Below are 25,121 nucleotides of genomic sequence, written 5' to 3' on the forward strand. Positions count from 1 at the left end.
CCTGCTGCGTGTCATCGCCTGAGCGTCGCTATGTGATCACCTTCGGCTGCCCGGACCGCACCGGCATCATCGCGAGGATCTCGTCGTTCCTCGCGGAGAACGGCGGCTGGATCGTCGAGGCCGCCTACCACACCGACCCCGAGACGGGCTGGTTCTTCACGCGCCAGGAAGTGCGCGCGGACTCGCTGCCGTTCGGCGTGGACGACCTGCGCGCGCGGTTCGGCGACGTGGCGGCGGCACTGGGCGCGCAGTCGACGTGGACGGTCACCGACACGGGCGCGCGCAAGCGGGTGGTCATCCTGGTGTCGCGCGAGGGCCACTGCCTCTACGACCTGCTCGCCCGCGTGGCGACCGGCGAGCTGGACGTGGAGGTGTCCGCCGTGATCGGCAACCACCCCGAGCTGGGCGACATCACGCGCGCGCACGGCATCCCGTTCCACCACGTGCCGTTCCCGGCGAGCGACCCCGAGGGCAAGCAGGCGGCGTTCGCCCAGCTCCGGCTCCTGGTGGAGAAGCACGACCCGCACGCCGTGGTCCTGGCCCGCTTCATGCAGATCCTGCCGCCCGAACTGTGCGCCGCCTGGTCCGGCCGCACGATCAACATCCACCACAGCTTCCTGCCGTCGTTCATCGGCGCCCGCCCGTACCACCAGGCCCACCGCCGCGGCGTGAAGCTGGTCGGCGCCACCTGCCACTACGTGACGGCCGACCTGGACGCCGGGCCGATCATCGAGCAGGACGTGCTGCGCGTGCACCACGGCGACTCGGTGGCGGACATGGTGCGCAAGGGGCGGGACATCGAGAAGGTGGTGCTGGCGCGCGGGCTGCGGTGGCACCTGGAGGACCGGGTGCTGGTGCACGGCAACCAGACGGTGATCTTCTGAGCTACCAGCTCTCCTTGCGGTAGACGGTCTTCTCGCTGAAGTCCTCGTCGTCGCGGTGCGGCTTCTGCTGCGGCAGAGGCGCTCCGGGCACCGACACGTCGGTGTCCAGGTCGTTCGCGTGGCTGCCCACGACCTGCCGGAACCCGTCGACCACGTTCGCGGCCGACTGCTCGCAGGCGGACCTCGTCAACGCGAGGATCTTGGTCGCGAGCTCGGTGTCGCCCGCGATCTTCAGGTCGAGGAGTGCGCCGTTGGGGGCGACGGTGACCGTGACGGCCTCGTCCTCGGTCGTCACGGTCGTTCCCGCGGCCTCGAGGTTGCGGCGGAAGGCGGCCGCGTTGCGCTGGAGCTCGGCCGTCTTGGTCTCGAAGTCGGCGAGCCACTGGTCGGGCGTCATCGCGTTGCTCATTTCTTGGCGGGACGGGGGCCGTACTGCTTCTCCAGCCCGGCCGGGTCGTCGAGTTCGATCCGCTTCCGGCTGACGGAGTTGTCGGGACCGGTGGGGCTCTTCACCCGCGGGTTGGCATCGGAATAGACCGAAACCGTCAGAGACACGTTCTGCGACGTTCCACGCCAGTAGTCACGTCGGGCGATTTCCTGCAGCTGCTCGACGGACTCCTGCACGGAGTCCTCCTCCACGGTGGCGATCGCGTAGATCACCTGTCCCTGGTCCAGCCCGTGGCGGTACTCGTACTCGGCGCCGACGACTTCCGGGAGCTCCTTCCAGTCGGCGACGATCTGCTTGCCGACGCCCTCGACGTCGTCGTGGTACTGGTCGGTGATGTTGCACCCGGCCAGCAGGAAGACCGTGCAGATCGCGGCCGGCACCCTACGGAAGCTCATTCACGCCCTTCCTCGCAACGTGGTACTTCTGCATCTGCGACTGGTCCGGGTCGCCGCCGGTGAACGCGCTCATGCTCTCCCGGTACCGCCGCACCGACGGATCAGTGCTCTTGTCGAGGGCACCCGCCGCGTCGGTGTAGTTACCGCCGATCGCGTGATTTCCGCTGGACGTACCCGTGTTGTGGTCGAAGGTGGCGGTCGTGCGGTTCGGGCCGTCGGGGTTGTCGCTCGCATCGAGGTGCGGAACGATGTCGTTTCGGTTCTCGATCGAAAGCACCTGGACGTCACCGGGAACCTCGATGCGGCCGACCGGCGAGCCCGCGGTGACCACGTGCGTCACGTTGTAGCCGTTCGCCCTCAGATCGGTGGTCGACTGGGCCGCGACGATGCCGCCCTGACTGTGCCCGACCAGCATCACCGGAGCTCCCGTGTCGTGCGCGCCGGCGCGGCGGAGCGCCTCCTGGATCCCCTCTTGCAGCACGGTGTTGTTGCCCGCCATGGCATCGACGTTGACGCCTAGGTCGTTGGCGCTCGCCACCTGTCCCGGCAGGGGCCAGTCCTTCGTGCCGGGCACGTCCACGACGTAGCCGGTGACGTTGCCGTCGGCGTCCTTGATGATCCGCACGTCGATGTTGCTCGGGTCGTCCTCGCCGGGATCGTTTCGCGTGTTCAAACCGTCGAGCAGGTCCTCCAGGCCACGCGGCGGGTCGCTGTCGCGCGACAGCGGGTCGATGTCGGTGACCACGGCTTCGCCGTCCGGGTAGGTCGCGGCGAGCAGGTCCAGCGTGGTCGCGAGATCGACCGGAATGCCCAGCGCGCTGATCATGCCGGGCGACATGCCGATCAGCGTGTCCACCATGCCGGGGTGGTCCACCAGCCACTTCTCCCAGTCGCCGTCGTAGTTCAGGTACACGTCGGTCGCGATCGCGCCGCCACCGCCCAGTACGGCGCCGAGAGGGTTGGTGGCCACGGCCAGACCGGCGAACCACCGGCCTGCGTCCAAGCCCTTCGCAGCCAGTTCGTCGGCCATCTCGTAAGCGATCCGGGTGGCCTTCAACGCCTCGCCGCGCAGGCCGATGCCCGCGGACGTGGCCGTGAGCCCGTTCGGTCCGTCGAGCGCGACCGCCATCGCGGCCTCGAACTTCACGACACCGCCAGGGTTGAGCAGCGACGACGCGAGAACGTCCGGCTCGACCAGGAACTTGTGCCCCGCGGCTGCGGTCTTGAGGGTGTCTCCGGCGACGTCACCGGTGAGGTCACCCATCGCGGCGAGGTCGTCGTAGTGGGCCTCGACGCCGCCTGCTCCGCCTTCGACCCGCACGTTCGAGATGCTCATGCCAGTGCTCCCGCCACCGCGGGCGCCACCCAGGTGCCCAGGTCCTCGCGTCGCGCCGGTTCGATCCGCACCATCCGGCGATCCGCTCCACCGGGTTCCGGGTCGAGGCCGCTCCAGCCGCCGGCCGTGTGCACCCAGTTGACCTGGGAAGTTCCGCCTGACCAGACGACGAGGCAGCGCAGGGCGCCGTCGGTCCGGTCCGCGACGCCACGGGCCAGCGCCGCTTCCTCACCGGACAGGTCCAACTGTGCGACGACGGCGGCCGGCGCATCCGGGTCGGCGGCGCGGAAGAGCCGAGCCGCACCCATCTCCTGCAAGGCGACCAGCGGCAACCGGCCGCGGAGAGGCTCCACGTCCTCTGTTCCGCCGAGGCGCGACTCGAGGCTCACCCCCGCGGGGTCTTCCGCCGGCACTGCACGAACCAGTTCCCTGCCGAGGTCCACGGACGCGAACATCGACAGTTCGACGGCCCCGTCCCCCAATGCGAAGAGCGAGGCGCCCAACGGCCCGTTGACCGCGTGGACGCTGTGCGAGGTCTTGGCACCGATCGACGCGATCGTGTCCAGCAGGACGGTCGGCCCGGCGAGGATCTCGAGGTTGCGCTCCACCGACGGGTGCACCGAGGCTTCGTCGCCGACGCCGGTCACCACGCGCTTCTTGGTGAGGTCCGCCTCCGCTGGTCCGATCGCGACGTCCGCGGCGGGCATCCAGTCAGGCGGCAGGTCGGTGCCGGTCTTCTCGACGAGGTACGCGAGCTCGCGTGCGGACAGCACGAGCCGATGCGGGGCCGGTGTCACGCGGGAACCCCCTGACCGCGCAGGTACTCGCCGACCTCGAGCCACGACTTGTCCCCCTGCGGTGGCAGGTTGTCCGGTCCCCACTTCCACCCGGTCCACGGCGGCTGCGGCGGCCGGGGCATCTGGCCTCCACCGAAGCCCAGAGCGTCGGCGACGCCGTTCGCGATGTCCCTGACAGCGTTGTTGAACGCGTCGACCGCCTGGTTGAAGGTGTCGACCGCGCTGGTGAACCAGCTGGTGACCGCCTCACCGATCCGCTTGATCGCGGCGATCATCTCGCGGACCTCCTGGGCGTGCCGGCGCAGTGCCGCGGCGGCCCCGTCCAGGCCCTCGGCCGCCTGGAACAACTTGCGCCTGTCGCCCTCCACCGTCTCGCGGCACCGCTCGGCGGCAATCGACTGCCACCGCATGGTTCGCGCGCGGTCGTTCATCTCCGTGCCGCGCGTCCGCACCGATTCGGCGCGCTTCTCGATCTCACCCGCGATGCGGTCCAGCTCGTCCGGATTTCCGTACACCCCGTAGCCCCCGTTCACTCACAGTGAGAGAACCACGACCGCCGGTGCCTCCGCTGCCCGAAACGGGAAAGATGAGCGGAACTACTCAATGCGTGACGCACCGCGCGTCACCACCGCGCGGTGCGTCTCACGTGAGGCGTCAGATCTTGGCGGCGGCCCTGCCCACCGCCTCGACGAGCCACCCGGCGTCCGCCGCCGACATCACCGCGGGCGGGGTGAAGCTCACCGTCCGCCCCCGGAAGTCGGCGAGCACCCGCAGCCGCAGCAGCTCGCCGGTGAACACGTCGGCCGCCTGCTTGTCCGGCAGTTCCACGCCCAGCAGCAGGCCGCGTCCGGTGGCGTGCGCCTTGCCCGCGACCACGGCGCGCAGGCCGTACAGGAGCTCGTCGCCCAGCAGCTTCACGCGTTCGACCAGGCCTTCGGAGGCGATGACGCGCAGGCAGGCGTTGACGGCGGCCGAGGCGAGGGGCGAGACCGTGTCGTGGCCCCTCCACAGCGGCACCTCTACGTCCGCGGAGGCGACCACGGCGGCGATCGGGAGGACGCCGCCGGACAGGCCCTCGCCCACCAGCAGGATGTCGGGGGTCACGTCGTCGAGGTCGACGCCCCACCACACGCCCAGGCGGCCGAGGCCGGAGCGGGTCTCGTCGACGACGAGCAGCGCGCCCTGTTCGCGGCACACCTCGGCCACGGCGTGCAGGTAGCGGTCGGGTGGCAGTGAGACGCCTCGGACCGGTTCGACCATCACGCACGCGGGTGGGCCGGAGGAGAGAGTGGCGCGCAACGAGTCGATGCCGCCGTACGGGACGTCGCCGGTCGTCAGGACCCGTGGGCGGCCGTTCGCCTGTGCGAGGGCCACGGCGAACTGGGCGGCCTCGGAGGCCGACGCGAAGGTGTGGACGTGGTCCAGGCCGTTGGGCGTGACCAGGTCGAGCATCAGGCGGTCCAGCAGCGACGGCCGGCGCACCTGGCCCACCACCGCCCGCACGACCTCGGGGTGGGCGTGGCCCAGCAACGGGACTCCGTAACCGCCGCAGTCCAGGTACTCGACTCGGTGGGGATCTACCACTCGGGCGCCACGGGCGGCGCAGCCGGTCAGCTGTTCGGTGACCATGCGGGGAACCTTTCCTGGGCAGCGCGGCCCGCGGGCCGCTCGTCGGGGGGCGAGCGGACCTTCGGTTCCCATCAGTCATTCGTATCCCGCACCGCGTTGGTTCGCCCGAGGCTTAGTCTTTTTCGCGTGCGGATCGAAATCACCGGCCTCGACCAGCTTCGAAACACCCCTGACCTGCGTAAAGCGGTCATAACGGGCCTCGACCTGACCCGTGAGGACGTGCGGGCGCCACTGGACGGCGCGCTGTTCCTCGGCTGCACGCTCGGCGAGAGCATGCAGCGGCGGGCGGAGGCGGCCGGAGCGCTGATCTTCCCGGTGATCCCCGACCTGCCCTACGACGTGTACCGGTCGTCGCTCTACACGCCGGCGGAGCTGTTCGAGGGCTTCGACCCGGCCGACCCGGCGTCGTACGCGCGGACCCCCGACTCGGTGATCTACCGGCACAGCAAGCGGCAGGGCCACCACCCCGACCCGTTGCACGCGCTGGCCGAACGCCTGCACGACCACTCGATCACCGAGGCACTGGACGAGATCCTGACGGGCTCCCCGGTCGCGGTCATGGGCGGCCACGCCCTGGCCAGGGGCTCGGACGGCTACCGCAACGCCGTCGAGCTCGGCGCCGCGCTGGGCCGCTCGAGCTTCACCGTGCTGACCGGCGGCGGACCGGGCGCGATGGAGGCCGTGCCGCTCGGGGTGCGCCTCGGCTCGCCCGACGCGGACGTCCTGCGCGACATCGCCAGAGCCCCCTCCTTCGGCAGCGACGACGAGTCGATCGGCCGCTGGCTCGCGACGTTCCCGGAGCTCCCGCACTTCGAGACCCCGCGCACGATCGGCATCCCGACCTGGTTCTACGGCCACGAGCCGCCCAACCCGGCCTGCGAGCTGCACGCGAAGTACTTCGCCAACTCGGTGCGCGAGGAGGGCCTGCTGACCGTGGCGACCGGCGGCATCGTCTACACGCCGGGCAAGGCGGGCACGGTCCAGGAGGTCTTCCAGGACTTCACGCAGAACTACTACGGCAGCGTCGGCCCGGCCGCGCCCATGGTGTTCCTGGGCAAGGCGTTCTGGACCGACGAGGTCCCGGCCGCGCCGCTCGTGCAGAAGCTGGCGGCGGGCCGGGAGGCCGAGCAGTGGATCCTCGTCACCGACGACGTGGACGAGGCGATCGAGCTACTGGTCAAGTACGCGGGCTAGGTCCGGCAGGACCTCGGCGCCGGGCAGCTTCATCAGCACGTCGCCGGGGATCAGGATCTTGCTGCCCCGGATGCCGCTGCCCACGATCAGCTCGGGAGCGGCGGCCACCTCGGGCGACACGAGGATCGGCCAGTCCGCGGGCACACCGATGGGCGTGATGCCGCCGTACTCCATGCCGGTCAACGCCACGGCTTCGTCCATCGGCGCGAACGACGCCTTGCGCGCGTCGAGCCGCTTGCGGATGACACCGTTCACGTCGGCACGCATGGTCGCCAGCACCATGCAGGCCGCGTAACGGACCACGTCGCCGCGCTTGCCGGCCACGACGACGCAGTTCGCGGAGGCGGCGAGCGGCGAGCCGTAGTGCGCGCAGAACTCGGCGGTGTCCGCGAGAGAGGCGTCGATCTCGGCGACGGCGACGCGATCGGCGCCGTCCAGCGACTTCAACGCGGACTCGACTGGCGGGGGCACCAGGTCGAGCCGGGAAAGCACGGGAAAGGGTTCCAACGACCCAGCGATGGTCCACATGTGCCCATTGTCGCTGCTCCGCAGACTCCGGTGAATTCGCCTGGCAGCCGGTCGTCCGGCCTCCGCTTCGCGCCGAATCGCCTCCGGCGGTTGACACGAAGAGGAGGCCGGACGACCGGCGCGAATTCACGCCATCCTGCCAACTTCCGTTTGACCTTGACGCTGCGTCAACCCTTACCGTCGTTTCCAGAGCGCGAAGGGAGCCGAGATGGCCTGGTCGATCGCCCAGGTGGCCCGGATGTCCAAGGTGACGTCCAGGACGCTGCGGCACTACGACTCGATCGGGCTGCTGGCACCGGCCTGGGTCGGTGACAACGGCTACCGCTACTACGAGAAGGAGCAGGTGCACCGCCTGCAGCAGATCCTGCTGCTGCGCGACCTGGGCCTGGGCCTCGACGTGGTGGCGGAGATGTTGAACGGCACGGACCAGCTCACGGTCCTGCGCGACCACCACCGGTGGCTGCAGGACGAGAGGCAACGGCTGGACCGGCTCGCCGACACCGTCGCGCGCACCATCCGCGAACTGGAAGGAGGGGACGAGGTGAAGATCGAGGAGCTGTTCGACGGCATCGACGCCAAGACGCAGGCGCGGCACGAGGCCGAGCTCGTCGAACGCTACGGCGAGGGCGCGAAGGAGCACATCGCCGAGAGCCGCAAGAAGATGCAGGGCTGGACGCGGGCCGACGCGGACCGGTTCATGGCCCAGTGGAAGGACATCGCCGAGGAGCTGGGCGGCCTCTACACGGCAGGTACGGCGATCGACGCTCCGCAGACGCAGGAGCTGATCGACCGCCACTACCGCTGGATCTGCCTGAGCTGGACGCCCGACCGGGAGTCCTACTCCGGCCTGGGTGACCTCTACGTCGACTCGGACGAGTTCCGGGGGAACTTCGAGGTGGAGAACGGCAACATGGCCGAGTGGATGCGGGACGCCATGAAGCACTACGCCCGGGAACGCCTCTAAGAGCGGGGCCGGGAGCTGCAGATCCCGGTCACCTCAGTCCAGCCCGAACGCCTTCAGGGCCTCGCGGTTGAACGCCGGCAGGTCGTCGGGGTTGCGGGAGGTCACGAGCGTCCACCCGTTCATGTCGCAGACCCGGACCTCCTGGTCCGCCCAGTCGCCGCCCGCGTTGCGGATGTCGGTCTGCAGGCTCGGGAACGACGTCAGCATCTTGCCGCGCACCACGTCCGCCTCGACCAGCAGCCACGGTCCGTGGCAGATCGACGCGATCGGCTTGCCGGCCGCCACCAGGGCCTTCACCAGCGCCACGGCGTCGGAGTCCATGCGCAGGAAGTCCGCATTGGCCACGCCACCGGGAATGACCGCACCGTCGTAGTCGTCCGCGGACGCGTCGGCATAGGTGCCGTCCACCGGGAACGAGTCGGCGGGCGTCAGGTGGTTGAAGCCCTTCACCTCGCCCAGCTTCGGCGCGAGCAGGCGCGGAACGCCACCGGCCTTCTCCACGTGGGACCACGGGTCGGTGAGCTCGACCTGCTCGATGCCCTCCGTGTCGACCAGGAACGCGATCTTCTTCTGTTCAGCCATGCACTTCGGCTACCCGCCGAAGAACGACGTCAACCTGTGCCGGATCTCCGTGCGGTGGGTGATCATCGGCGAGGGCGAGTCGACCAGCCACAGCTCCCCGTCCGGGAACGCGGCCGCGGTCGCCTTCGCCACGTCCTCGGGGTGCAGCGGGTCGCCCACGGCCCCGATGACCAGCACCGGAACCGTCACCGAGCTCAGCACCGAGGCGTCGGCGACCGCGACCTGACCCGGCAGCTGGGAGGCCGCGGCCTCCAGGCGCGCCAGCGCGGCACGGCGTTCGGCGACGTAGGCGGGCGGTCCGACCGTCAGGTCCGAGAGCTGCCGCAGCGTGAACGACGGACGCGGCTGGTCCAGCACGGCCGGGAGCAGCAGTGCGACCCGCCGGAAGCGGCCGGGCTCGGCCGAGAGCACCCGCACCAGCGCTCCGGCGCCCAGCGAGACGCCCACGGCCTGGTCGGCGGGAACGGACGCCAGGTCGGCCGCGATCCGGCCGTAGTCCCAGTACCCCGGCGGTGCGTCCGGGGCGTCTCCGTGCGACGGCAGCGTCACCACTACGCGCGTCCCCGGCAGCCCCGAAGCGGGGATGCGCGCCTCGCCGGGCGTGGCGCCGAGACCGTGGGCGACCAGCGTCACCGGCGAGCCGGACCCGTAGGACGTCGTGATCACCAGCGGGGGCCGCGCTGCACCTCGATCAGCTTCGGGCGCACGTCCACCATGTACACGAGCACGGCGACGAGGCCGGCCAGCCAGAAGATCGACCCGATGCCGCCCGGTGTGAACAACAGCATCGCCGCCGTCCCACCACCGGTGATGCCCAGCCAGGCGGGCTTGGTCATGCGCTCGATCGCCGTGTAGGCGTCCACCTTCTGGGTCAGCGCGTGGAAGAACGCGAACAGGCCCAGGATGGTGAACCCGAGGTCGAGCACGAAGTACACGAAGCCGTCGAGGTACCAGATGCTGAAGGGCGGGATGTCGAACACGCACCCAGACTACGTGCCGGTACGACAAGAGGGGAGCGGCCCGTTCGGACCTCTCCCCTCTCGCGGGAAAACCTCAGACCCGAGTCACTTGGTGGTGTTCGGCGTGGTCTTCTTCGCAGCGGTGGTGGTGCTGCGCGTCGTGGTCGCCGGCTTGCGCGGCGCGGTGCGGTTCGCGGCCTTGCGGGTCGTGCTGCGCACCTCGTGCGCGGCCTCGCCACCGGCCTCGACGATCTCCTCTGCCAGCTTCTCCGCGCTGTCCTCGACCTGGTTGGCGACCTTCTCGCCGACCGAACGGGTGCGGCGGGTCACCTTGCCGAGGACGTCGTCGGCGAGCACCTTGGCGTCGGCGGCGGCGGACTCGGCGCGCTTCTGCGCGGCACCGACGGCCTGCTCGACCTGCTCCACGGCCTGCTTGACCTGCGGCTGGGCCTTGATCTGCTCCAGCGTCTGCTCGCCCTGCTCCGCGAGGTAGGTGTACAGGTTCACCGCGGAGGCGGTGTAGGCGTCGACGAGCTTCTTGAGCTCGGCCGGCTGCAGCTTCTCGCGCAGGTCGCCCAGCTCGGTGGGCAGGTCCTTGGCCTGGGTGCGGGCCTCCTCGGCGCGCTCCTTGGCCTTGGTCAGGGCCTCGACCACGGCCTTGGCGGCGAGGTCACCGGCGCCGAGCGCGGCGAGAAGGGCCTGGCGGGCGGCGTGGGCGCCCTGCTCGGCGGCCTTGCGGACGTCGTCCTGGGTGAGCTTCGGCATGGAGATCACTCCTCTGAGTTCTTGGCGGCGTTCTCCCGCCTGAAAGATTCGTAGACGTCGAGCAGCACCTGCTTCTGCCGCTCGGTCAGATCGGTCGCGGCGACGATGGCGTCGGCCAACGCACCGCCTTCGCGCTGCTGGAGGATCCCGGCTTCGACGTAGAGCGCCTCCGCCGAGATGCGCAGCCCCTTGGCGATCTGTTGCAGGATCTCCGCGCTGGGCTTGCGCAGTCCCCGCTCGATCTGGCTCAGGTAGGGGTTGGAGACACCCGCCTGCTTCGCCAGCTCCCGCAAGGAGATCTTCGCGGAGTTGCGCTGCTCGCGGATGTACTCACCGATGTTGCGGCCGAGGTCCGCGACTGCTTTGTCGATGGACTTGTCCACTGCCCTGCTCCCGTTCCTCGTGCCACCGACCACGTTAGCGACGGGTGCTAGCAGTTGCAAGCACTCTGCTAGCAATCCCTGCGTGGGCTCCGCCACAGGACTACCGTGACGGGTGACATGGACGACGCCGGAGCCCTGCGCGCCGAGCTGGCGGACCACCTGCTCGGCGACGGAGTGCTGCACGAGTCCCGGTGGCTCAAGGCTTTCCGGGCCGTCCCGCGGCACGAGTTCCTGCCGCACTTCTACCGCCTGGTGCCGAGCGGCGACTGGGAGCGCGTCACCTCCGGCGATCCCGGGTGGCTCGAGCTCGTCTACGCCGACGACGCCAGGGTTACCCAGTTCGACGGCGACGACACGGTGACCGGTGGCACACCGACCAGCTCGTCGAGCATGCCCACGATCATGGCGATCATGCTGGAGGCGCTGGAAGTCCACACCGGACAGACGGTCCTCGAGGTCGGCACCGGTACGGGGTACAACGCCGCTCTCCTCTGCCACGCACTGGGTTCGGACCGGGTCACCACGATCGACGTCGACCCGGACGTCTCCCAGCGCGCACGGGAACGGCTGCACGACAACGGTTTCTTCCCGGCCTGCGTGAACGGCGACGGCGCGCTCGGCCACCCGGAGCGCGCGCCGTACGACCGCGTGCTCGCCACCTGCTCCGTCTCGACCATCCCGCCCGCCTGGCTGGAGCAGACCCGGCCAGGCGGACTGGTCGTCACGACGTTGCACCGCCCGATCGGCGCGGGGCTCGTCCGGATCACGTCGAACGGCGACGGCACCGGCGAGGGCCTCGTCCTGGTCGAGGACGGGCGGTTCATGCCCTTGCGCGCCCACGCCCGGCCGCCCGCCGTCGCCGGCGAGGGCGAGTTCGAACGCGGCAGGACCACGCTGCCGCTGGCGACCGTCATCGACCCGGCCAGCCCGTTCGAGTTCTTCGCCGGCACCGCGCTGCCCGGCGTCGTCGCGGGCCGCGACTGGCTCGCCCACCAGGACGGGTCGTGGGTGCACCACCACGGTTCCCACGTCGACCAGGGCGGCCCCCGCCGGCTGTGGGACGTGGCGGAGCAGGCCGTCGAGCGGTGGCGTGAGCTGGGCGAACCGCGGCGGCAGGACTTCGGGGTCCGCGTCGGGCCCGACGGCCAGTTCCTGACGCTGGGCGATCTGCACTGGCATCTGTGATCGACAACTGAACGTCACGACACGGGTCACTGAATCGACTTCGGGTGGATGCGGTGCGTCATGATGCGACGCATGTCCAGATTCCGTCAGCAGGCGTTGCTGACCGGCTGCGTGCTGACCGCGCTGCTCACGGCGGCCGGTCTGTTCGTGACCGACCACGGCATCAACCCGCACCTGTGGCTGTTCGTGCTCGCGGTGGCGTTCCTGGGCTTGCTGGCGCTGCTCGACCCGTGGGTCCGGCGCAGGCACAACGCCGCGCTGAGCACCGACGAGCACCTCGACGCCGCGTGCCGCGCGCTCGCCGTCGGCCTGCAGGCGCAGTGGAACGAGGAGGTGCGCTCGCGCGGCCTCACCGAACCCGACCTGCTCGACCTGCACTGGACCGCTCCCGAGCTGGACCTGAGCGACGAGCCGGACGCCCCTCCCGGACGCAGCGACGCCGTCGTCGGCGCCTTCGAACGGCAGGCCAACCGCCGCATGGTGATCGTCGGCGAGGCCGGTACCGGCAAGTCGACCGTCGCGACGCTGCTGACGTGCGGGCTGCTCGACCGCTACGACGGCGGCAGGGTCCCGGTCCTGCTGCCGCTGTCGACGTGGGACCCGGCGGTCGAGGACATCCGCACCTGGATCACCCGCCGGCTCTACGAGGACCACCCCGCGCTGCGCAACACCGAGCTGTACGGCAGCTACGCCGGCGACCTGCTGGTCGAGCAGCACCTCGTGCTACCGGTCCTGGACGGCCTCGACGACATCCCCGGCCACCAGCGCGCGGACGCACTGGCCCGCATCATCAAGGCGTTCCCGGCGAGGCGGCCGCTCGTGCTGACCTGCCGCACCACCGAGTTCGCCCAGGCCGTGCACGCCGCCGGCGCGGTGCCGGGCGCGGACGTCGTCGAACTGGCGCCGCTCGACCTGGAGGAGGTCGCCGCCTACCTGCGCTCGAGCGCCGACAGCTGGGGCGCCGCGCGGTGGGAGCCGGTGTTCATCCAGCTGCGCGAGGAGCCGGACGGCCGGCTCGCCGAGGCGCTGTCGACGCCGCTCACGATGTGGCTGGCGAGCATGGTCTACGCCGACAGCGAGGCGGAGCCGACCGAGCTGCTCGACCGCGGCCGCTTCCCCGACGCGCGGGCGATCTCCGACCACCTCTGCGACGAGCTGGTCTCGCGGGCGTTCGGCAACAGGGCGTTCGCGCACCACGCCAGGGCCTCACAGGTCTGGCCGCGCGACCGGGCCCGGCGGTGGCTCGAGTTCCTGGCCCACGAGATGCGCGACCGCGGCATCCGCGAGCTGGCCTGGTGGGAGCTGCGCCGGTCGGTCGGCAGCACGTGGCTCGCGGTGCTCGGCGCGATCGTGCTGGGCGCGATCGGCGGGTTCGGCGTCGGCTGGCTGATGGCGTACTCGATCACGCCGAAGCTCGCGCCGATCACCGGTCTGGTCGCGGGCATCGCCGTCGGAGCGGCCGCGCTGACGGCGTCGCACGAGCGCAAGGCCAAGCCGCGACTGGGGATCTGGCGCAGCCTGCTGCTGGTGCCCGGGGTGCTGGGGCTGGCCGGCGGGCTGGTCTTCGGCGCGCTGTACGGGCTGTCCGCGGGGCTCGTCGTCGGGCTCGGCCTCGCCGTGGCGGTCGCGCTGCGGTTCGCGCTGACGAGCGCCGCCGAGCTCTCGCAAGCCTCCAGTCCACAGTGGACGATGGCGCGCGACCGGATCGCGGTGTGGACCGGTTCCCTGGTGCTGGCGGTGGTGTTCGGCTCGGCGGCGGCGCTGGTGTTCGGTCCCGGCCAGACCGGGATGGTCGGGCTGGGCCTCGCCTCCGGGCTGCTGCTCGGGTTCGCGCTCTCGGTGCTGCACCTGCGCTGGTGGTGGTTCACCGTCGCGCGGATCTGGTTGGCGCTGCGCGGAAAGCTGCCGTGGGAGCTGATGGTCTTCCTGGAGGACGCGCGCAAGCTGGGCGTGCTCTGCCGGGCGGGAGCCTGCTACCAGTTCCGGCACGGACTGGTGCAGGACCGCCTGGCAGAGCACGAGGTGGCTACTCGGTCCGCAGGCCCAGCGCTCCGGTCGCCCTTCTCAGCGAAGGCAACGTCAGAGCAGTGACCGCGAGGGTCAGACCGGCGACGATCACCGTCATGAGGCCGATCCCGGCCCAGTCGAAGGCGATCTCGGCGCCGGACGCCCGCATGACCAGCACGCCCAGCCCGATGCCGGTGGCCAGCGCCACGACCGTGGAGAGCGCGAGCGGAAGGGCGTTCTGCCAGAGCAACGACCGCGCGAGCGTCCCGCGCGGGATCCCGCTCGCGGCCATCACGGCGAGCGGCCTGCGCCGCTCCCGCACCTGTTCCAGCGCCACGACGAGCAACGACCCCGCAGCGACCAGCAGCGTGAGGAACGCGCCCGCGAGCAACGCCCTGCGGACCACGCCGAAGGCGCTGTCCATCTCCCCGGACCTGTCCGCGCCGACGAAGTACGTGTGCACCTGCCACCGGTAGCTCGCCAGGGCGTTGCGCGCGAACTCGGCGGCATCGGGCACCGCCGGGTCGAGCTCGGCCATGAACTCGGAGTTGCGCGGCACCATGCCGCGCGCGGCGGCCGGAGTGAGCAGGAGCCCCGGCTGGGGCCCCGTGACGGACCGCACCTGCGGCATCGTGAAGGTCCCACCCGTCACGCGCATCGTCATGACCTCGCCCGCGCGGGGAGGAGCTTCTCCCTTCGTGAACGGCACGTAGTAGGCCCCGCCGTCGGCGCAGTCCTGGACGGCCGCCAGCAGGGCCAGCGCCCCGCACGGGCCGACGCTGATGGAGAGGTAGCGGTTGTCCGGCAGCACGCCGAGCGCCTCGTCGACCCGGTGCACCGCGGTCACCCCCCGGCTGTCCCCCAGCGCCGCCGCGATGGCGCCGACGTCGGTGCCCGGCGTGGAACTGGTGGAGACGCTCAGGTAGCGGAAGGCGGCCTCCTCGTCCCTCTCGGTCCGGACCTCCTTCTCGACGCCGGCGAACAGCATCTGCAGCGTCACCGTGCCCGCGAGCACGACCGCGACACCGCCGACGACACGGGCCGCCGTACCGGAGTCGAGCTGCAACCGGCGCACGGCGAGCTGCAGAGCCGGCGTGCGGCCCCGCACCCGGAACACGACCCGCTCGACCAGCCACGGCAGGATCACGGGGATGCCGAGCAACAGCAGCACCACCCCGAGCACCACCGGCTCCTCCTCGGGACGCTCGGACGGACCCAGCTCCCCGATCTGGCTCGCCAGCAGGGCGATCCCCGCCACGACGGGCACGAGGCGCCACCACAGCCTCCGCCGCACCGGCTTCTGGTCGCGCACCACGCCCAGTGGTTCGATGATCGTGCGGCGCATCGCGACGAGCGAGGTCACCACGGCGAGCACCGGCACCGCGACGACGATCGTGAGCGTCAGCGCGAGCGTCGGGATGACGTCGGCGGGAAACGTCGACAGCTGCTGGATGCTGATCCGGTCGACCGACGGCCGGACGGCGAAGAAGATGCCGAACCCGACCACGAGCCCGGCCAGCGCGCCGACCAGGGACTCGCCGGAGGCGATCAGCCGCACCCTGCTCGCGGCGGCACCCACCAGGCGCAACGCCGCGAGCCTGCGGTCGCGCTGGGCGGCGGCGAGCCTCGTCGCCACCCCCACGAACACCAGCACGGGGAACAGCAGCACCACCAGGCCGACGACGCTGAGCATCCACAGCATCGGATCGAGCCCGCCACCGGCGTAGGTGAGGCCCCACCGGTAGACGAAGTTGTTCTCCTGGTCCGGCTGGATCGCGTCGTCGCCGGCGTAGTACCGCAGCTCACCGGGGTAGAGCAGGCCCGTCTCGCTGATCGTGCCGACGACCCGCTGCGGGAACCGCGGCCTCAGCAGCTCCCCCTCGGGAGAGGCGAGCAGGTCGGCCAGCGCGGGCGACACGAAGATCTCCCCGTCACCCGGCACCCTGGCGATGCCCCGCGGCACCGGAGCGTCCGGGGAGACCGCCTTGAGGTAGGCGCCGCCGACGTTGCCGGACCGGTAGGCGTGGCTCTGCTCCTCGGCGAGCAGCGGCGGCGGACCGGTTCCCTCGGACACGGCGTTGCGCGCGTCCTCCTTGGTCTCGCGCGAGTCGATCACGCTCGGCAGCGAGGCCGCGAACAGCAGCAACGCCACGCCGAGACCGATGCCCAGGCCCTGGAGCAGGAGCCTCACCCACGACTTCCGGCTGCCCCCGACGGCCAGCCGGACCCCGAGCGAGAGGTCTGCGACCACGCGGTTCACCGTGCGAACTCCGCGTCCCTCGACCGTCCGTCGCGCACGACGACCTCACGGTCGGAGTAGGCCGCGACGCGGGGTTCGTGCGTCACGAGCACGACGGCGGCACCCGTCTCGCGGGCCGCGGTCGTGAGCAGGTGCATGACCCGCTCGCCGTTGAGCGAGTCGAGTGCGCCGGTCGGTTCGTCGGCGAAGATCACCTTCGGCCCGGTGACCAGGGCGCGGGCGACCGCGACGCGTTGCCCCTGACCGCCGGAGGTCTCACCGGGCCGCTGGTCGGCGACGCCGTCGACCTCCAGCCGGGCGAGCCAGTCCGTCGCGGCTCGCTCGGCGTCCTTGCGCTTCATCCCGCTGAGCCGCAGCGGCAGCGCGACGTTCTCCAGGCAGGTCAGCTCCGGCACGAGCTGGCCGAACTGGAAGACGAACCCGAACTCGGTGCGCCGCAGCTCGCTGCGAGCGCTGTCGTTCATCGCCGTGAGGTCCTGGTCGCGGTAGTGCACGGTGCCCTGGTCCGGCGGCAGGATGCCCGCGAGGCAGTGCAGCAGCGTCGACTTGCCGGAGCCCGACGGCCCCATCACCGCCACGACCTCCCCCGCGCGGATCGAGATGCCCGCGCCGTCGAGCGCGTGCGTCTTGCCGAACGACTTGGTCAGGCCCTCTGCCCTCAACAGGCTCATCGCGTGACCTCCACGGCCAGCTGGTCCAGGCGGGCGGCGGTCAGTTCGAGCCACCGCAGGTCGGCTTCGAGGTGGAACAGCGCGAAGTCGCAGATGAGCTGGTCGGCGAGGTCGCCGTCGATCTTGCGCCTGGTCAGCTCGCGCATGGTGGCGAGGTGCGCGGCCCGTTGCGCGTCGAGCACCTCGGTGGCGCTGCGGCCCGACAGCAGGGCCAGCACGACCTTCGCGTAGAGCGTGTTCTGCAGGTACGGCTCCGGCTTCTCCGGCGTGCCGAGCCAGCGTTCTACATCAGTGACCCCGGCGTCCGTGATCGCGTAGCGCTTGCGTTCGGGACCGTCACCCGCCTCGACGCCCGCCTCGGTGACGAAGCCGTTCTTCAGCAGTCTCGACAGGGTCGAGTACACCTGCCCGTAGTGCAGGGGCCGGTCCTGGCCGAAGCGTTCGTCGTAGGCGCGCTTCAGGTCGTAACCGTGCCTTGGACCGCCTTCGAGCAGGCCCAACAATGCGTGTCCGATCGACATGAGAGGCACTATACACACCATGTATACACCGGGTGTATTCCTCGAACGCCCTGACGGGCAACCGCCGTGGCGCCTACAGTGGTGGGGTGACTGGTCTGACTGTCGGCTGGGATCACGACGTCGAGCTGCTGCTCGACTTCCTGAACACTCGACACGTACTGGACAGTGAAGCCTCCTGGCGCGCGTGGGTGACCGAGCGCGGCCTCGGGCGGAGCAGCGAACTCGCGCAGGTGCGCGCGGCCAGGGCGGCGCTGAGGTCGTCCATCGAGGGGTCGTCAGGACCGCGGACGGCCGCGGGCGTGGTGCACATCGAGCTCACCGACGGCGTCCCGGTGCTGTCGAGCCCGGACGCGCTGGGCGCCGTGCTGGCCGCCTCCGCCCGCCTCGCGGTGCTGGGCTCCTGGGAGCGCTTCAAGATCTGTCCTGCCGACGACTGCCTGCGGGCGTTCTTCGACCGCTCGCGCAACCGCTCGCGCACGTGGTGCTCGATGCAGGTGTGCGGCAACCGCGAGAAGGCGCGGACGTTCCGAAAACGGTCGCGGGCGCAGAGCGTGGGTCAGAACAACACGCTGGCCACGGTGTAGATCACCAGGCCGGCCAGCGCGCCGACCACGGTGCCGTTGATCCGGATGAACTGCAGGTCCCTGCCGACCTGCAGCTCGATCTTGCGCGAGGTCTCCTCCGCGTCCCAGCGCTCGACCGTGTCCGTGATGAGCGTGGTGATCTCCGCGCGGTAGTTGCTCACGACGTACCCGGCGGCCTGCTCCAGCCAGCCGTCGACCTTGCCGCGCAGCGCCGGGTCGTCGGTGAGGTTGGTGCCGAGCGTGACCAATCCCTGCGTGACCCGCTTGCGCAGCTCGCTGGACGGGTCCTCGGCGGCGTCGATGAGCATCTTCTTGGCCGTGCCCCACGCGCTGCTGATCAGCTTCTGCACGTCGGGGTGGTTGATCACCTGCTGCTTGACCTGCTCGGCGCGCTGCATGGTGGCCGGGTCGTTCTGCATGTCACTCGAGAACTCGATCAGGAACTGGTCCACGGCGAGCCGCATCGGGTGGTTGACGTCGGTCTTCACCGCCCACGCGAAGTTGACCAGCTCGGTGTAGACCTTGTCGCCGAGCAGCGAGTCGACGAACTTGGGCGACCACGTGGGCGCGCGGTCCGAGACGATGAGGCTGACCTTGTCGTGGTTGTCGCGCACCCACTCGTACGCGCGGTCGCACATGAGGTCGACGAGCTTGTGGTGCGCGCCGTCGGTGAGCACCTGGTTCAGCAGCTTGCCCAGCGGCGGCCCCCACGGCTTCGCGGTGACCCGCTTGACGATCGCCTGCTCGACGACGGCCTGCACCACGTCGTCCTTGAGCACGGTGATCGCGCCCTTGAGGACGTTGGCCATCTCGGTGGTGACGCGCTCGGCGTTCTCGGGCTGTTTGAGCCACGCGCCCGCCCGCTCGGCGATGCCGGCCCGGCGGAGCTTGTCCTGCACCACCTCGGGACTGAGGAAGTTGACGCCCACGAAGTCGCCGAGCGTCTGCCCGAACATGTTCTTGCGCTCGGGGATGATCGCAGTGTGCGGGATCGGCAGTCCCAGCGGCCTGCGGAACAGCGCGGTGACGGCGAACCAGTCGGCGAGAGCGCCGACCATGCCGGCCTCGGCGGCGGCCCGCACGTACCCGACCCAGGCGCCCTCGAAGGCGTGGGTGCCGAAGAAGACGACCGTGGCGCCGACCAGGAAGCTGGTGGCGACGAGCTTCATCTTGCGCAGGTCGGTGCGCTTCTGCTGGTCAGCGGCGGTCAGTTGCTCCACGGGTCCATTGTCCGTCAACTTCTCGATCTGGGTGGTGAGCTCGTCGCTCCCATCGAGTCGCGTTCTCCGTCCACGGCTGGCGGCGGTGGACAGGTCGCATCGACCGCGCGCCCTCGAGCAGGCGGTCCGGGCACGTTGACAGGTGCCCACGCCGAGCGCGCACGGTTGCGCACGTTGATCCCGGCGACGTGATCGGCCGGCCCAGCGAGGCCGCATCCACGACAGCGAAACATGTCGCGACTGACTCTGTTCCCGCGTGCCGTGTGGCCACAGCGCGGACACGTCTGAGAGGTGTAGCGGGCGTCCACGGTGACCACCAGGACTCCTGCACGCTTCGCCTTGTACTCGATGAACGTGCCGAGTTGGTGGAACGGCCAGGAAGAATGGGCGGCTCGCTGGTCGCGGCGAGGCCGTACCCGGTCGCGGATGCCGCTCAGATCCTCCAGAGCGATACCGCGGCCGGTGCGTTGCGCGACAGCCACCAGCTTCTTGGCGATTGCGTGGTTGAGGTGAGTTGCGTGACGGTGCTCTCTTCGAGCACGCCTTCGCAGGCGACGAGCAGCCGACCTGGTGCCCTTCGCCTGCAACTCGGATCGTTTCAGCGCGTGCCAGCGCCGATAGCGCTGCAGTCGGCGGCCCTGGAAGTTCTCGCCGTCCGACGTCGTCGCCAGATTGACGATGCCCCTGTCCACCCCGATCCAGTCGTCCGGCGTCGGCGCCTCCGGTTCGGTTACCTCACAAGTGGCGATCAGCAACCACTTCCCGTCCCTGGACACCAGGTCGGACTCGCCCCGACGGTGCGCCTTGAGCAGCGCGAGCTGCGCAGCGTCCGCGACGAACCGAAGCCCTTTGAGCCGGCCCTCCGTGGTCCAGATCGACACGGTCCCGGCGTCGTACCGCCACGACAACATGCGATCGTCGAACGGTTGAGCCGAGTCCGACCGGAACCTGATCGCCCTGCAGTCGGCCTTGGCCCTGCGCAGACCTGCACGGCTTCCAGCCCGGACGCGCGCCCCGTGACTGGCGTAAGCGTCGATGACCTTCTTCACCGTCCGCACCGCGGCCTGTGCCCCAAACGCAGTGTCGCCGCCAAGGCATTCGCCTGCTCGGCGCATGGCAGCAGGCGAACCTGAACGGCGAGCTTCACCCGAACAACGGTAGAACACAGGTTCGAAGCGCATTTCGGCTGGCGTGTCGACGTGGATTTCTCACACGACGGAGGACCGGACTTCCCTCGGCACGCGATTCGGGTGAAGATTCGACGTTGTGCGGGTACCAGCGCTAGTTCCTCGGTTGCAGCCGTTCACGTCGACGATCTTCGCGGAGATGACGGCGCTGGCGGTGCAGCACGACGCCGTCAACCTCGGTCAGGGCTTCCCCGACACCGACGGTCCGGCGTCGATGCTCGCGGCCGCCCAGTCCGCGATCGCGTCCGGTGTGAACCAGTACCCGCCGGGGCCCGGCATGCCGGTGCTGCGCCGCGCCGTCGCCGCGCACCGGTCGCGCTACGGGCTCTCGTACGACCCGGACACCGAGGTCCTGGTGACGGTGGGTGCCACCGAGGCGATCGCGGCCTCGTTGCTGGCGCTGGTCGAGGCCGGTGACGAGGTCATCCTGATCGAGCCGTACTACGACTCCTACGCCGCCTCGGTGGCGATGGCCGGCGCGACGCGGGTGTCCGTCGGGCTGCGCGAGGACTCGTCGGGCCGGTTGGCGTTGGACGTCGACGCGTTGCGCGCCGCCGTGACGCCGCGGACTCGGGCCGTGCTGGTCAACTCGCCGCACAACCCGACCGGGACCGTCTTCCGCTTGGAGGAGCTCCAAGCGATCGCGGCGCTGTGCGTCGAGCACGACCTGCTGGCGATCACCGACGAGGTGTACGAACACCTGGTGTTCGACGGGTTGGTCCACATCCCGCTGGCCTCGCTGCCGGGGATGGCGTCGCGGACCCTGTCGATCTCGGGTGCCGGCAAGACGTTCAACTGCACCGGCTGGAAGATCGGCTGGGTGTGCGGTCCCGCCGAGCTGGTCGGCGCGGTCCGGGCGGCCAAGCAGTTCATGACGTTCGTGGGCGGGGCGCCGTTCCAGCCCGCCGTCGCCCACGCCCTGACCGCCGAACTGGACTGGGTGTCGTCGTTGCGCGACTCCTTGGCCTCGAAGCGCGCGCGTCTGGCCGAGGGTTTGCGTGCGGCCGGTTTCGAGGTGCGGTCGTCCGAGGGCACGTACTTCATCTGCGCCGACGTACGCCCGTTGGGCTACTCGGACGGCTTGGAGCTCTGCCGCGACCTGCCGGCACGCATCGGCGTCACGGCCGTGCCCGTCCAGGTGTTCACCGACCACCCCGAGGACTGGAAGCACCTGATCCGGTTCGCGTTCTGCAAGCAGGACGCGGTGATCGACGAAGCCGTGGAGCGCCTCCACAAGCTGTAGTTGTCCACAGGTGTGGATGAGTTCCTCCACACCTGTGGACAACCCACTTTCGAGTGACCTGCGGAGCCTCGCCGCCGTTGTTCGACTCCTAATGGCATGGACTCGAACACGAAGGTTCTCGTCGGCTGGCGTTCCGGCTCGTGCGGCTGGGACGCCCTGGTCGAGCGCTACTCGAGACTCGTCTGGTCGGTGCCCAGATCGTTCCGCCTGAGCCATGCGGACGCGGCCGACGTCTACCAGTGCACGTGGCTCTGCCTGGCCGAACACCTGACCCGCATCCGCGACCCCGAAGCTCTGGGCGTGTGGCTGGTCCGTACCGCGACCCGTCAGTCGATCGCCGTGCTGCGCACCCGCGGACGCGAGGTGCCGTACGACCTGTGGGAGCCGGAGTCGGTGCTCCCGACACCCGACGAGGTCGTCATCGCCAATGACCGACAACGGCGGCTCTGGGGTGCGCTCACGACGTTGAACGAGCGGTGCCAGCGGCTGCTGCGAATAGCTGCCCACAGCCCGGAGCTGAGTTATGCACAGGTTGCCGACGCCCTGGGGATGAAGGTGGGGAACGTCGGGTCGACGCGCAGCCGGTGCCTGGCTGAACTGCGGCGGAAGGTGGAGGGACTGCGATGAGGGAGACCGGACTTCGACCCGCCACGGCCGTGGGAGGCGCGCGATGAGGGACCCGTTGCTCGACGAGCTCGCCGACCTGTTCCACACCGACGCCCCGCCGCCCGTCCTCACACCCCAGCCCACCGGCCTCACTCCCATGGAGCCGGTCCAAGAACCGATGCGCGGCCCGTCCAGGCAGCTCGCCTTCCACGCCGGCACCGGCCGCCTCCACCTCCAGATCGACTCCGGCCGACTGACCGGGGTGCTGGACGACGAGGCAGCCGTCGAAGTCCGCACACCCGGCACGACGCAAGCCCTCCAGCCCGACGCCGAAGGCTGGTTCCGGGCCGGCATCACCCCCGGACCGGTGTGCGTGACCGTGCCCGAGCTGGGCCTGACGACGGGGTGGTTCGTCGCATGAGCGCCAGCTCCGACCCGCGCGCCACGATCGCGGCCACCGAGGTCACGGGCACGAAGGCCGAACGCGCCGACGCCCTGCACGACCTCAGCGTCGCCCACGTCGAGCTCGGCCACCTCGACGTCGCCGCCCGGTTCGCGCGGCGCGGGTTGCGGCTCAGCGGGGAGGCGAGGTTCCACCTCGCGCTGGCGTGGATCGAACTCGATCGGGGGCGGCGCAAGCAGAGCCTGGACCACCTCGACCTGGCCACGCCGCACCTGCGCGGCCGAGAGCTGGCGAGGGCGCGGTGCTTGCGCGGGCTGCACCTGACCACGGAGCCGCGGCTGGCGATCGCGGAGCTGACCGCGGTGATCAGGGAGTTGAAGAGGTACGGGGACGAGCGCTGGCTCGCCAACGCGCTGGTCGGGCGGGGGATCGCTCGCTGCAACGCCGCCCAGCCGGCCAGGGCGGAGGTCGACTTCCGGACGGCCCAGACGGTGCTGCTGGCCATCGGGGAGCCGGGGCGGGCGGCGATGTGCCTGCACAACAGGGGGTTCGCGGCGATGCTGGCCGGTGACCTGCCGCTGGCGCTGCGCCGGTACGAGGAGGCGGCGAAGGCCGGGCTCGACTCCACCAGCAGGCCGGAGGCGCTGGTCGACCGGGCCGAGGCGTTGCTCGCCGCCGGGCTCACGGCGGAGGCGCGGCGCGTGCTGACACCGGCGATGGAGCTGCTGCGGCGGTGCAACCGGCACGTGCCCGAGCTGGCGGTGCTGAGCGCGCGGTGTGCGTTGCGCGATGGTGATCCGGCGCCCGCGCGGAAGATCGGTGGCGACGACCCCGAGTTCATGCTCGCCGCGGGAAGGCTTGATGCCGTTGCGGCACAGAGGTTTCGCGGGCCGGTGCGGACGCGGGCGCTCGGGTGGCTGGCGCAGGCGCGGCGGTCCAACCGGCGGGGTGCGCTGGCGGCGTGCCGGGCCGGGGTGAAGCTGCTCGACGAGCACCACGGCGACTGGCCGCGCCGGGAGCTCACCGGGCACGCGCTCGGCCTGGCGCGGACCGCGCGCGAGGTGTTGCACTGGTCGGAACGGCACCGGGTCTCGATGCCGTTGCCTCCCAACGATCCCGCGCTGGCTCAGGCGCTCGCGGAACTGCGGCGGGCGCGGGCGTTCGGACTGCCGCTCGAAGCCCTGGAGAGGAACGTCCGCAGGCTCACCCTCGCCACCCGGCGGCACGAGACGAGGAAAACCCCGACAGCACCTGAACTTCCGCTCGTCAGCTTCATCGTCCACGAAGGACGGATGACGGCGGTCACCGTGATCGACGGCCGCGCTCGCATGCGCACCATCCCCGAACCCGCCGAGCTCGTCCGCACCGCGCGACTCGCACTCAGAGCCGGGCGGAGGATCACCACCGACCTGCTGCCCGAGGCCGACGAGGTCGTCGTCATCCCGGACGGCGTGCTGCACGCGATGCCCTGGGCGGCGTTCCGGCACCGGGTCCACGTCCTCCCGTCGCTGCGCCACTGGCGGCCGGGAAGCCGCGGCGGACGACGGGTGTGGGTGACCGGCCCCCGGCTGCGCGACGACGAGGTGACCGGGCTCCGGCAAGAGCACGGCGGCACGATCATCAAGTCCACTGTGGAGTCAACGCTCGAAGGACTGGAAGGCGCCGGCATCGCCCACATCGCGGCGCACGGGCACGTCCACCCCGAGAACCCGCTGTTCTCCTACCTCGCCCTGGACGACGGCCCGCTCTACGGCTACGACATCGCGAGGATCGAGCACCCGCCCGAGATCGTCGTCCTGTCGGCGTGCGAGTCGGGGCTCGCCCGCGCGTTCCTCGACGCGGGCACCAGGGCCGTGATCGCCGGCGTGCTGCCGGTGCCGGACGCACTCGCGAGCCGGGCCATGGCCGAGGTCCACCGGAGGATCGACCACCCCGCCGACGCTGCCGGGGCCGTCGCTCACCTCGGGTTCAGCTGCTACGGCACGGGGACCAGCGTCGCGGCGTGCAGGGCGGCCGCGAACGACGTGCCGGTGCACAGCAGCTGCGACGAGCCCACCGACGCCGGTACGTCGACGCCGGAGACGACCACGTCCACCCACGGCCCGTGACCGGAGAACGGCGCCGCGGCACCCACGGCCGTCACGGCGGGCAGTGCGGCGGGCCACCACGGCCGCGACGAGCCGCCGTTGCCCGCCGCGGCCACCACGTTGCCGCCGGCCTGGGCCAGCACCGGCGGGCACCGGTCGTCGAACGAGTAGGTGCCCGACGCGACCAGCACGACCGGCAGGTCGCGGGTGGCGCGCAGGGCGGCGGCGAGGGTCAGGTCGTCGCCGAAGCCGGAGGTGCTCAGGACGGGGAACGGACGGACCA

Annotated in this window: 27 protein-coding genes; 10 read left to right on the forward strand and 17 right to left on the reverse strand. The window is 70.7% G+C overall.

Annotation, left to right across the window (positions count from 1 at the left end):
* The first annotated feature begins 8 nt into the window (after positions 1-8).
* The gene (gene purU / locus ACFWV3_RS09865; protein ID WP_382410221.1) at positions 9-884 is read left to right on the forward strand and encodes a formyltetrahydrofolate deformylase; all 876 of its coding nucleotides are present in this window, start codon (positions 9-11) and stop codon (positions 882-884) included.
* 1 nt (position 885) lies between these two features.
* Here the strand turns inward: purU and ACFWV3_RS09870 are convergent, their stop codons facing one another.
* From ACFWV3_RS09870 to ACFWV3_RS09895, 6 genes are all read right to left on the reverse strand, one after another.
* Entirely contained in the window at positions 886-1,281 is a 396-nt protein-coding gene (locus ACFWV3_RS09870; RefSeq protein WP_382410223.1) for a YbaB/EbfC family nucleoid-associated protein, read from the reverse strand.
* 8 nt (positions 1,282-1,289) lie between these two features.
* Positions 1,290-1,727 carry a hypothetical protein gene (locus ACFWV3_RS09875; RefSeq protein WP_382410225.1) on the reverse strand — a complete coding sequence of 146 codons (438 nt, stop codon included), beginning with the start codon at positions 1,725-1,727 and terminating at the stop codon, positions 1,290-1,292.
* On the reverse strand, positions 1,714-3,063 hold the full coding sequence (locus ACFWV3_RS09880) for a hypothetical protein (protein ID WP_382410227.1): 1,350 nt from the start codon (positions 3,061-3,063) through the stop codon (positions 1,714-1,716). Before ACFWV3_RS09880 ends, ACFWV3_RS09875 begins: the two co-directional genes overlap by 14 nt.
* Positions 3,060-3,860: a hypothetical protein gene (locus tag ACFWV3_RS09885; RefSeq protein WP_382410229.1), complete on the reverse strand. Its 801-nt coding sequence runs from the start codon at positions 3,858-3,860 to the stop codon at positions 3,060-3,062. The genes ACFWV3_RS09880 and ACFWV3_RS09885 overlap by 4 nt, the downstream gene beginning before the upstream one ends.
* On the reverse strand, positions 3,857-4,393 hold the full coding sequence (locus ACFWV3_RS09890) for a putative T7SS-secreted protein (RefSeq protein ID WP_382410231.1): 537 nt from the start codon (positions 4,391-4,393) through the stop codon (positions 3,857-3,859). The genes ACFWV3_RS09885 and ACFWV3_RS09890 overlap by 4 nt, the downstream gene beginning before the upstream one ends.
* Positions 4,394-4,514: 121 nt before the next feature.
* Positions 4,515-5,489, reverse strand: coding sequence for an aminotransferase class III-fold pyridoxal phosphate-dependent enzyme (locus ACFWV3_RS09895; protein ID WP_382410233.1), 975 nt, complete (start codon positions 5,487-5,489; stop codon positions 4,515-4,517).
* A 126-nt stretch (positions 5,490-5,615) separates the two neighbouring features.
* Between ACFWV3_RS09895 and ACFWV3_RS09900 the strand changes: the two genes are divergently transcribed.
* Entirely contained in the window at positions 5,616-6,683 is a 1,068-nt protein-coding gene (locus ACFWV3_RS09900) for an LOG family protein (protein WP_382410235.1), read from the forward strand.
* Here ACFWV3_RS09900 and ACFWV3_RS09905 read toward each other — a convergent pair.
* Positions 6,660-7,211: a YbaK/EbsC family protein gene (locus ACFWV3_RS09905; protein WP_382410237.1), complete on the reverse strand. Its 552-nt coding sequence runs from the start codon at positions 7,209-7,211 to the stop codon at positions 6,660-6,662. The two genes, ACFWV3_RS09900 and ACFWV3_RS09905, sit on opposite strands and share 24 nt — an antisense overlap.
* Positions 7,212-7,419: 208 nt before the next feature.
* Between ACFWV3_RS09905 and ACFWV3_RS09910 the strand changes: the two genes are divergently transcribed.
* On the forward strand, positions 7,420-8,175 hold the full coding sequence (locus ACFWV3_RS09910; RefSeq protein WP_382410239.1) for a MerR family transcriptional regulator: 756 nt from the start codon (positions 7,420-7,422) through the stop codon (positions 8,173-8,175).
* A gap of 33 nt (positions 8,176-8,208) precedes the next feature.
* On the opposite strand, the gene ACFWV3_RS09915 is transcribed toward ACFWV3_RS09910, so the two are convergent.
* From ACFWV3_RS09915 to ACFWV3_RS09935, 5 genes are all read right to left on the reverse strand, one after another.
* Complete coding sequence (locus tag ACFWV3_RS09915) at positions 8,209-8,757, reverse strand: type 1 glutamine amidotransferase domain-containing protein (RefSeq protein WP_382410241.1); 549 nt, start codon at positions 8,755-8,757, stop codon at positions 8,209-8,211.
* A gap of 9 nt (positions 8,758-8,766) precedes the next feature.
* A complete protein-coding gene (locus tag ACFWV3_RS09920; protein ID WP_382410243.1) occupies positions 8,767-9,423 on the reverse strand; it encodes an alpha/beta fold hydrolase in 657 nt (218 codons plus the stop codon).
* Complete coding sequence (locus ACFWV3_RS09925) at positions 9,420-9,713, reverse strand: DUF2516 family protein (protein ID WP_382410486.1); 294 nt, start codon at positions 9,711-9,713, stop codon at positions 9,420-9,422. The genes ACFWV3_RS09920 and ACFWV3_RS09925 overlap by 4 nt, the downstream gene beginning before the upstream one ends.
* 108 nt (positions 9,714-9,821) lie before the next feature.
* Positions 9,822-10,481 carry a hypothetical protein gene (locus ACFWV3_RS09930; protein WP_382410245.1) on the reverse strand — a complete coding sequence of 220 codons (660 nt, stop codon included), beginning with the start codon at positions 10,479-10,481 and terminating at the stop codon, positions 9,822-9,824.
* 5 nt (positions 10,482-10,486) lie between these two features.
* A complete protein-coding gene (locus ACFWV3_RS09935) occupies positions 10,487-10,864 on the reverse strand; it encodes a helix-turn-helix domain-containing protein (protein WP_382410247.1) in 378 nt (125 codons plus the stop codon).
* Between the two features lie 117 nt (positions 10,865-10,981).
* Between ACFWV3_RS09935 and ACFWV3_RS09940 the strand changes: the two genes are divergently transcribed.
* Together ACFWV3_RS09940 and ACFWV3_RS09945 are read left to right on the forward strand one after the other, a co-directional pair.
* Positions 10,982-12,049, forward strand: a complete 1,068-nt coding sequence (locus ACFWV3_RS09940; protein WP_382410249.1) for a methyltransferase domain-containing protein — start codon at positions 10,982-10,984, stop codon at positions 12,047-12,049.
* A gap of 72 nt (positions 12,050-12,121) precedes the next feature.
* Positions 12,122-14,140, forward strand: a complete 2,019-nt coding sequence (locus ACFWV3_RS09945; protein WP_382410251.1) for an NACHT domain-containing protein — start codon at positions 12,122-12,124, stop codon at positions 14,138-14,140.
* Here the strand turns inward: ACFWV3_RS09945 and ACFWV3_RS09950 are convergent.
* Genes ACFWV3_RS09950 through ACFWV3_RS09960 form a run of 3 tightly spaced genes read right to left on the reverse strand, consistent with a single transcriptional unit; the run spans position 14,076 to position 17,508 of the window.
* On the reverse strand, positions 14,076-16,307 hold the full coding sequence (locus ACFWV3_RS09950) for an FtsX-like permease family protein (RefSeq protein WP_382410253.1): 2,232 nt from the start codon (positions 16,305-16,307) through the stop codon (positions 14,076-14,078). The genes ACFWV3_RS09945 and ACFWV3_RS09950 overlap by 65 nt on opposite strands.
* 5 nt (positions 16,308-16,312) lie before the next feature.
* On the reverse strand, positions 16,313-16,987 hold the full coding sequence (locus ACFWV3_RS09955) for an ABC transporter ATP-binding protein (protein WP_382410255.1): 675 nt from the start codon (positions 16,985-16,987) through the stop codon (positions 16,313-16,315).
* Positions 16,984-17,508 carry a PadR family transcriptional regulator gene (locus ACFWV3_RS09960; RefSeq protein ID WP_382410257.1) on the reverse strand — a complete coding sequence of 175 codons (525 nt, stop codon included), beginning with the start codon at positions 17,506-17,508 and terminating at the stop codon, positions 16,984-16,986. The genes ACFWV3_RS09955 and ACFWV3_RS09960 overlap by 4 nt, the downstream gene beginning before the upstream one ends.
* Positions 17,509-17,594: 86 nt before the next feature.
* On the opposite strand from ACFWV3_RS09960, the gene ACFWV3_RS09965 reads away from it, so the two are divergent.
* Positions 17,595-18,092: a CGNR zinc finger domain-containing protein gene (locus ACFWV3_RS09965; protein ID WP_382410260.1), complete on the forward strand. Its 498-nt coding sequence runs from the start codon at positions 17,595-17,597 to the stop codon at positions 18,090-18,092.
* On the opposite strand, the gene ACFWV3_RS09970 is transcribed toward ACFWV3_RS09965, so the two are convergent.
* On the reverse strand, positions 18,065-19,312 hold the full coding sequence (locus ACFWV3_RS09970; protein ID WP_382410262.1) for a DUF445 domain-containing protein: 1,248 nt from the start codon (positions 19,310-19,312) through the stop codon (positions 18,065-18,067). The genes ACFWV3_RS09965 and ACFWV3_RS09970 overlap by 28 nt on opposite strands.
* Positions 19,313-19,326: 14 nt before the next feature.
* On the reverse strand, positions 19,327-20,493 hold the full coding sequence (locus tag ACFWV3_RS09975) for an RNA-guided endonuclease InsQ/TnpB family protein (protein WP_382410264.1): 1,167 nt from the start codon (positions 20,491-20,493) through the stop codon (positions 19,327-19,329).
* Between the two features lie 85 nt (positions 20,494-20,578).
* On the opposite strand from ACFWV3_RS09975, the gene ACFWV3_RS09980 reads away from it, so the two are divergent.
* From ACFWV3_RS09980 to ACFWV3_RS09995, 4 genes are all read left to right on the forward strand, one after another.
* Complete coding sequence (locus tag ACFWV3_RS09980) at positions 20,579-21,742, forward strand: pyridoxal phosphate-dependent aminotransferase (protein WP_382410266.1); 1,164 nt, start codon at positions 20,579-20,581, stop codon at positions 21,740-21,742.
* Positions 21,743-21,838: 96 nt separating this feature from the next.
* Positions 21,839-22,369 carry an RNA polymerase sigma factor gene (locus ACFWV3_RS09985; protein ID WP_382410268.1) on the forward strand — a complete coding sequence of 177 codons (531 nt, stop codon included), beginning with the start codon at positions 21,839-21,841 and terminating at the stop codon, positions 22,367-22,369.
* A 43-nt stretch (positions 22,370-22,412) separates the two neighbouring features.
* On the forward strand, positions 22,413-22,769 hold the full coding sequence (locus tag ACFWV3_RS09990) for a hypothetical protein (RefSeq protein WP_382410270.1): 357 nt from the start codon (positions 22,413-22,415) through the stop codon (positions 22,767-22,769).
* Positions 22,766-24,859, forward strand: a complete 2,094-nt coding sequence (locus ACFWV3_RS09995; RefSeq protein ID WP_382410272.1) for a CHAT domain-containing protein — start codon at positions 22,766-22,768, stop codon at positions 24,857-24,859. Before ACFWV3_RS09990 ends, ACFWV3_RS09995 begins: the two co-directional genes overlap by 4 nt.
* Positions 24,860-25,121 lie beyond the last annotated feature (262 nt).

Origin of the sequence: Lentzea sp. NPDC059081 (assembly GCF_042738015.1) — a bacterium.
Lineage (GTDB): Bacteria > Actinomycetota > Actinomycetes > Mycobacteriales > Pseudonocardiaceae > Lentzea.